Below are 6000 nucleotides of genomic sequence, written 5' to 3'. Positions count from 1 at the left end.
AGTTACTGGCCTGAGGAGGGCTTTTTTTCTCTTTGCATAAATAAAGAATACCCCGAGTTGATCGGGGCATTTTTTGATTAGCTGCTGGTTATTTCGTTTTCACACGGTCTGCACAATTGGTTCGTCGCCAGTGCCACTGGATGCACCCGGCTTATTAGTGGGACCGGCTTCAGCCGGGAAGAGGCCAGCCCAGACACCGTCAGATTTGGGGTGTCACGCCGGAAGCATTCCCGGCTAAAGCCGGTCCTACAGTGGGTTGAGCCAGTCCGACTTCTGCCTGGCAGTCGGCCCTGCCTCACCCAATGACTCCAATCTGTCACATCCCAGCCCCTGAATTGCCACATTGACGCCGTAAGGTCCTCGCCAATGAGATCGATCTCAAGCGAGTGAACATGAGTGACCTGAAAGAAGTCGCACGGGTGGCAGGGGTTTCCAGAGCGACCGCCGCCCGCTGTTTCGCCTCTCCCGAAGTGGTGCGTCCGACGACCCGTGACCAAGTGTTCGCCGCCGCGCGAGAACTGGGTTTTCGCCCCAATCTGCTGGGGCGCCAGTTGCGCCTGCAAACCACCCAGCTCATTGGTGTGGTCGTACCGAGCCTGCTCAACCCGGTGTTCGCCGAACAGTTTCAAGCCATGGAGCGCGCCGCGCGGTTGCGGGGCTACAACCTGCTGCTGGCGACCACCGATTACAGCGCCGAACGGGAAAGCGCGGTGGTTGAAGAACTGCTGCGCCAACGGGTCGATGGACTTGTCCTCACCGTCACTGACGCCCACAGCAATCGCGTCCTGCAAAGCCTCAGCACCGAAGACACGCCCTTTGTCCTCGCCTATCACCAGCCCAATAGCACCGAATACAGCGCCGTCTCGGTGGACAACCGCGCCGGCATGGCCCTCGCCACGCGCTATCTGCTGGACGCCGGTCACCGACGCATCGGCATGGTCGCCGGGCCGACACTGCAGTCCGACCGGGCGCGCCAGCGGTACGCCGGTTATTGCGACGCAATGGCTGAACACCGCTTGAATGCCATGGCCATCATCGAAATGCCCAGCCACACCGAGGCCGATTTCACCGCGCTCGCGCCGTTGCTTCGAGGCCCTCACGCGCCCACCGCGCTGGTCTGCTCCAACGATTTGCTGGCGATCAGCCTGATCGCCGAACTGCGTCGCCACGGTTGGGCGGTGCCGCAGCAGCTGTCGATCATCGGTTTCGACGGCATCGACATCGGCACCCAGATGCACCCGACCCTCTGCAGCGTGGTTCAGCCGATTGCCGCCTTGGCCACCACCGTCATCGATCAATTGCTGGCGCAAATCGCCGGCGCCGCCCCCACTTCCCACTGCCTGCCGTGCCACATCCGGCCGGGCGAAAGTACTCAGCCCTACGAGGAGACGCTCCATGATCCGCTTCAGTAAAACCCTGGCGGCCCTGCTGCTGTGTGGCGTGGCCAGCCTGACCCACGCCGCCGAAACCGCGATTTGCTACAACTGCCCGCCGGAATGGGCGGACTGGGGCACCCAGCTCAAGGCCATCGCCGACAGCACTGGCGTGCAAGTGCCGCTGGACAACAAAAACTCCGGCCAGTCCCTGGCGCAACTGGTGGCCGAAAAAGCCGCCCCGGTGGCGGACGTGGTGTATTACGGCGTGACCTTCGGCTTGCAGGCGCAAAAGGCTGGCGTGGTCGGCACCTACAAACCCAAAGGCTGGGAGCAAATTCCCGCAGGCCTGAAAGACCCGGAAGGTCACTGGTTCGCGATCCACTCCGGCACCCTCGGCATCATGGTCAACGTCGATGCACTGGGCGGCCTGCCGGTCCCGCAAAGCTGGGCTGATCTGCTCAAGCCGGAATACAAAGGCATGGTCGGTTACCTCGATCCGTCCAGTGCCTTCGTCGGCTACGTCTCCGCCGTGGCGATCAACCAGGCCATGGGCGGCACCCTGGATAACTTCGCGCCGGCCATCGACTACTTCCAGAAACTGGCGAAGAACGCGCCGATCGTGCCCAAGCAGACGGCCTATGCGCGGGTGCTGTCCGGCGAATTGCCGATCCTCGTGGACTACGATTTCAACGCCTACCGCGCCCGCTACAAGGACAAGGCCAACGTCGCCTTCGTCATCCCGAAGGAGGGCAGCATCAGCGTCCCTTACGTGATGAGCGTGGTCGCCAACGCGCCGCATCAAGCCAACGCCGAGAAGGTGCTGGATTTCGTCCTCTCGGAGCAGGGTCAGGCGCTGTGGGCCAAGGCGTATCTGCGCCCGGTTCGCACGATGAAGATGCCGGCGGACGTCGCCGCGCAGTTTTTGCCGGACAGCGATTACGCCCGCGCCGGCGTGGTGGATTACCAGCACATGGCCGACGTGCAGGAAGCCTTCGCCGCGCGTTACCTGAGCGAGGTCAAGTAAGTGAGCAGCACGGTGTTGAAGGCGCAGGATGCCGGCGCGCGCGGATCTCTGATCGGGTGTCTGCGTCCGACGGCCGCTTGGGCGCTGGCGCCCGCGGCGGCAGTGTTGGCGGCGTTCTGGCTATTGCCATTGGCGCATCTGATAGTGCTCGGCGCACAGCAGCGGGACGGTGCCGGCAGCGGTTATTGGCAGGTGCTCAGCAGCCCGCAGTATCTGGGCAGCTTGGCGCAAACCTGTGTGCTCGCCGTGGTGGTGACGCTGGCGGCGCTGCTGGTCGGCGGCATCACCGGGGTGTTTCTCGCCCGTCAGCGCTTTTTCGGACGCACCACTCTGGTGGCGCTGCTGACTTTTCCGCTGGCGTTTCCTGGCGTGGTGGTGGGCTTTCTGGTGATTCTGCTGGCAGGGCGGCAGGGGTTGTTTGCCATGCTCGGCCTGAAACTGGCGGGTGAGCGCTGGGTGTTCGCTTATTCCCTGGCGGGCCTGTTCCTTGGCTATCTGTATTTTTCGATTCCTCGCGTGATCCTCACGATCATGGCCGCCTGCGAAAGCTTGGACCGCAGCCTGGAAGAGGCCGCCCATTCCCTCGGCGCCGGGCACTGGCGGGTGGTGTGTGACGTGATCATTCCAGGGCTGGCGCCGGCGCTGGTGTCCTGCGGCGCGATCTGTTTTGCCACGTCCATGGGCGCGTTCGGCACGGCGTTCACCCTCGGCACCCAGCTGAACGTCACCCCCGTGGCGATCTATAACGTGTTCACCAATTACGCCAACTTTACCGTCGCGGCTGCGCTGTCGGTGGTTTTGGGCGCGCTGACCTGGGCGGTGTTGCTGCTCGCGCGGCGCATGGTCAAGCAATCGAGGACCGTCCTGTGAAGCGTTCTTCGCTGTTCATCGCGCAACTGCTGTTCACGCTGCTGGTCTGCGCCTTCATGCTGGTGCCGGTGCTGATGTCGCTGCTGGCCGGCCTGACGCGCAATTACTTTCAGGGCGTGTCCAGCGGCTTGACCTTCGATTGGATCGCCCAAGTCTGGCAGGCCTACTCGCCAACCGTCTGGTTGTCCCTGCAACTGGCCCTGGCCTGCGCGGTGTACGTCTGCGTGATCGGCGTCCCGGCGGCATACGCGCTGGTGCGGATGAACAACCGCTTCAGTCGCGCCTTCGAGGAATTGATGGTCTTGCCCGTGGCCATGCCGGGCCTCGCCAGCGCCCTGGCCCTGCTGCTGACCTACGGCCAGTTCGGCAGTTTCCGCAGCAGTTGGCTGTTCATCCTCGTCGGCCATGTGCTGTTCACCCTGCCGTTTCTGGTGCGGCCGGTGATGGCGGTGATGCAGCGTCAACAGCTGCCCGTGCTGGAAGAGGCCGCCGCGAGTCTTGGCGCCGGGCCGTTGCGGCGGTTCTTCAGCGTCGTGGTGCCCAACTGCCGGGCGGGGATTCTCGCCGGCGTGCTGATGGTGGTCACGCTGTCCCTGGGCGAATTCAACCTCACCTGGATGCTGCACACGCCCATGACCAAAACCCTGCCGGTGGGTCTGGCGGACAGTTACGCGTCGGCGCGGCTGGAAGTCGCCAGCGCCTACACCCTGATATTTCTGTTGATGATCGTGCCGCTGCTGGTGGCGTTGCAGGCCATCAGCGCACGCCTTTCCCGTGGAGAGCAAAGATGACTGGAACCCCGCTGCGGCTGATCGGTTGCCGCAAGGCTTTCGCCGACGGCACCGTTGCCGTTCACGACCTCAACCTGACCATCGAGGCAGGGGAGACCCTGGCCATCCTCGGCCCGTCCGGCTGCGGCAAGACCACCACGCTGCGGATGATCGCCGGGTTGGAACGGCCGGACGTCGGCCAGGTATTTTTCGGCGATCAGGACGTCACCCGTCTGCCCATCGAGCGCCGCGACGTCGGCATGGTCTTTCAGAATTACGCGCTGTTTCCCAACCTCTCGGTGGAAGGCAACATCGTGTATGGCCTGAAGGTGCGCGGCATGGCCGTCGCCGAGCGCAACAAACGCTGCGCCGAATTGCTGGAACTGGTCGGCCTGCAGGAACACGCCAAGCGCGGCATTCATGAGTTGTCGGGCGGCCAGCGTCAGCGGGTGGCACTGGCCCGCGCCCTGGCGCCACGGCCGAAAGTCCTGCTGCTGGATGAGCCGCTGGCGGCATTGGATGCGCAGCTGCGTGAGCGGTTGCGCAGCGAGCTCGATCAGCTGTTGCGTGGACTGGGCATCACCTCGGTGTTCGTCACCCACGATCAGGGCGAAGCCATGGCCCTGGGCGACCGGATTCTGGTCATGCAGCAAGGGCGCATCGCCCAGCTCGGCACCCCGCGTGAAATCTATCAGCAGCCGGCCAACCCGTTCGTGGCCGGTTTCGTCGGCAATCTCAACGCTTTCTCGGTGGCAGGCCGCACCGTCAACGGACTGAAAGTCAGCGGCGGCGAACTGCCGTGGAGTGGGGCGGGTGAGCCGGCGACGGTGTACTGCCGGCCCGAGCACCTGCGGGTGGTGAACAGCGAAGGGCACCTGCACGGGCGTTTGTTGGGACAGTTTTTTCAGGGCGCCCAGAGCCGGTTGCTGATTGAGGTCGGCGCGGCGCAACCCTTGCTGGTCGACAGCGCCGACAGCGTCATTCATGCCCCGGGTGACCTGATCGCCCTCGCCGTCGAGCCGCAGGCGCTGTTCGCCCTGCACCCGTCATCATTGTGTAAGTGAGTTGAATGTGAACGCCCCGTTTCTCATCGCGCAGATCAGCGATCTGCACCTCAAAGCCGGCAACAAGCTAACCTACGGCGTGGTCGACACCCTCGGCGCATTGCGTCGCGCGGTTGACCATCTGAACGCCAGCACGCCGCGCCCGGACATCGTGGTGATCAGCGGCGATCTGGTGGATTTCGGTCGGCCGGATGAATACGCCGTCCTGCACCCCGAGCTGGCGCGCTTGAGCATGCCGTATTACCTGGTGCCCGGTAATCACGACGTCCGCGAGCACCTGCTGGCCGAATTTGCCGATCACGTTTACCTGCCGCTCTGTCCCAAGTCACCCCTGGATTGGGTTGTCGAGGAGCACCCGGTGCGCCTGATCGGACTGGATTCGACGATTCCCGGCGCCCACGGCGGGCAAGTGCTGGACAGTCAGATGGCCTGGCTCGATGACGTGCTTGGTCGACGTCCCGAGGTGCCCACCCTGTTGATCATGCACCACCCGCCGTTTGTCACCGGTATCGGCCACATGGAGCGCGAAGGGTTCATCAACGGCGCGGCGCTTGAGCAGGTGATCGCCCGTCACCCGCACGTCGAACGTGTTCTGTGCGGCCATCTGCATCGGCCGATGCAACGGCGCTTTGCCGGGAGCATCAGCTGCACCTGCCCGGGCACTTCGCACCAGATCGTGCTCGACCTGCGCGAAGATGCCCCGGCGCATTTCAACCTTGAGCCGGCGGGCTACCTGCTGCATCGCTGGGATGCGGAGCAGGGGCTTGTTACCCACAACGGCGTGTTCGGTGATTACCCGGGGCCGTATCCGTTTTATGACGCGCAGGGGTTGATCGATTAGGACATCCCCATCTTCGAAGATTGTGCTGACGCGTTGGCCCGGCGGCACCCGAATG

At 63.9% G+C, this 6000-nt stretch carries 6 protein-coding genes; all 6 read left to right on the top strand.

Annotated elements, in window-relative coordinates; genetic code table 11:
- The first annotated feature begins 392 nt into the window (after window positions 1-392).
- From QWI20_RS10440 to QWI20_RS10415, 6 genes are read left to right on the top strand one after another with little or no spacing between them, the layout of a single operon-like run.
- A complete protein-coding gene (locus tag QWI20_RS10440; RefSeq protein ID WP_369305402.1) occupies window positions 393-1412 on the top strand; it encodes a LacI family DNA-binding transcriptional regulator in 1020 nt (339 codons plus the stop codon).
- Window positions 1396-2400 carry an ABC transporter substrate-binding protein gene (locus QWI20_RS10435; protein WP_369305401.1) on the top strand — a complete coding sequence of 335 codons (1005 nt, stop codon included), beginning with the start codon at window positions 1396-1398 and terminating at the stop codon, window positions 2398-2400. The genes QWI20_RS10440 and QWI20_RS10435 overlap by 17 nt, the downstream gene beginning before the upstream one ends.
- Before the next feature lie 48 nt (window positions 2401-2448).
- Window positions 2449-3270, top strand: coding sequence for an ABC transporter permease (locus QWI20_RS10430; RefSeq protein ID WP_369305417.1), 822 nt, complete (start codon window positions 2449-2451; stop codon window positions 3268-3270).
- A complete protein-coding gene (locus QWI20_RS10425) occupies window positions 3267-4061 on the top strand; it encodes an ABC transporter permease (protein ID WP_369305400.1) in 795 nt (264 codons plus the stop codon). The genes QWI20_RS10430 and QWI20_RS10425 overlap by 4 nt, the downstream gene beginning before the upstream one ends.
- Entirely contained in the window at window positions 4058-5104 is a 1047-nt protein-coding gene (locus tag QWI20_RS10420) for an ABC transporter ATP-binding protein (RefSeq protein WP_369305399.1), read from the top strand. Before QWI20_RS10425 ends, QWI20_RS10420 begins: the two co-directional genes overlap by 4 nt.
- Window positions 5105-5111: 7 nt before the next feature.
- A complete protein-coding gene (locus QWI20_RS10415; RefSeq protein WP_369305398.1) occupies window positions 5112-5945 on the top strand; it encodes a phosphodiesterase in 834 nt (277 codons plus the stop codon).
- The last annotated feature ends 55 nt before the right edge of the window (window positions 5946-6000 follow it).

This window comes from Pseudomonas sp. W2-17 (assembly GCF_041060445.1).
Taxonomy (GTDB): domain Bacteria; phylum Pseudomonadota; class Gammaproteobacteria; order Pseudomonadales; family Pseudomonadaceae; genus Aquipseudomonas.
This window is presented reverse-complemented; position numbering and strand designations above follow the sequence as displayed.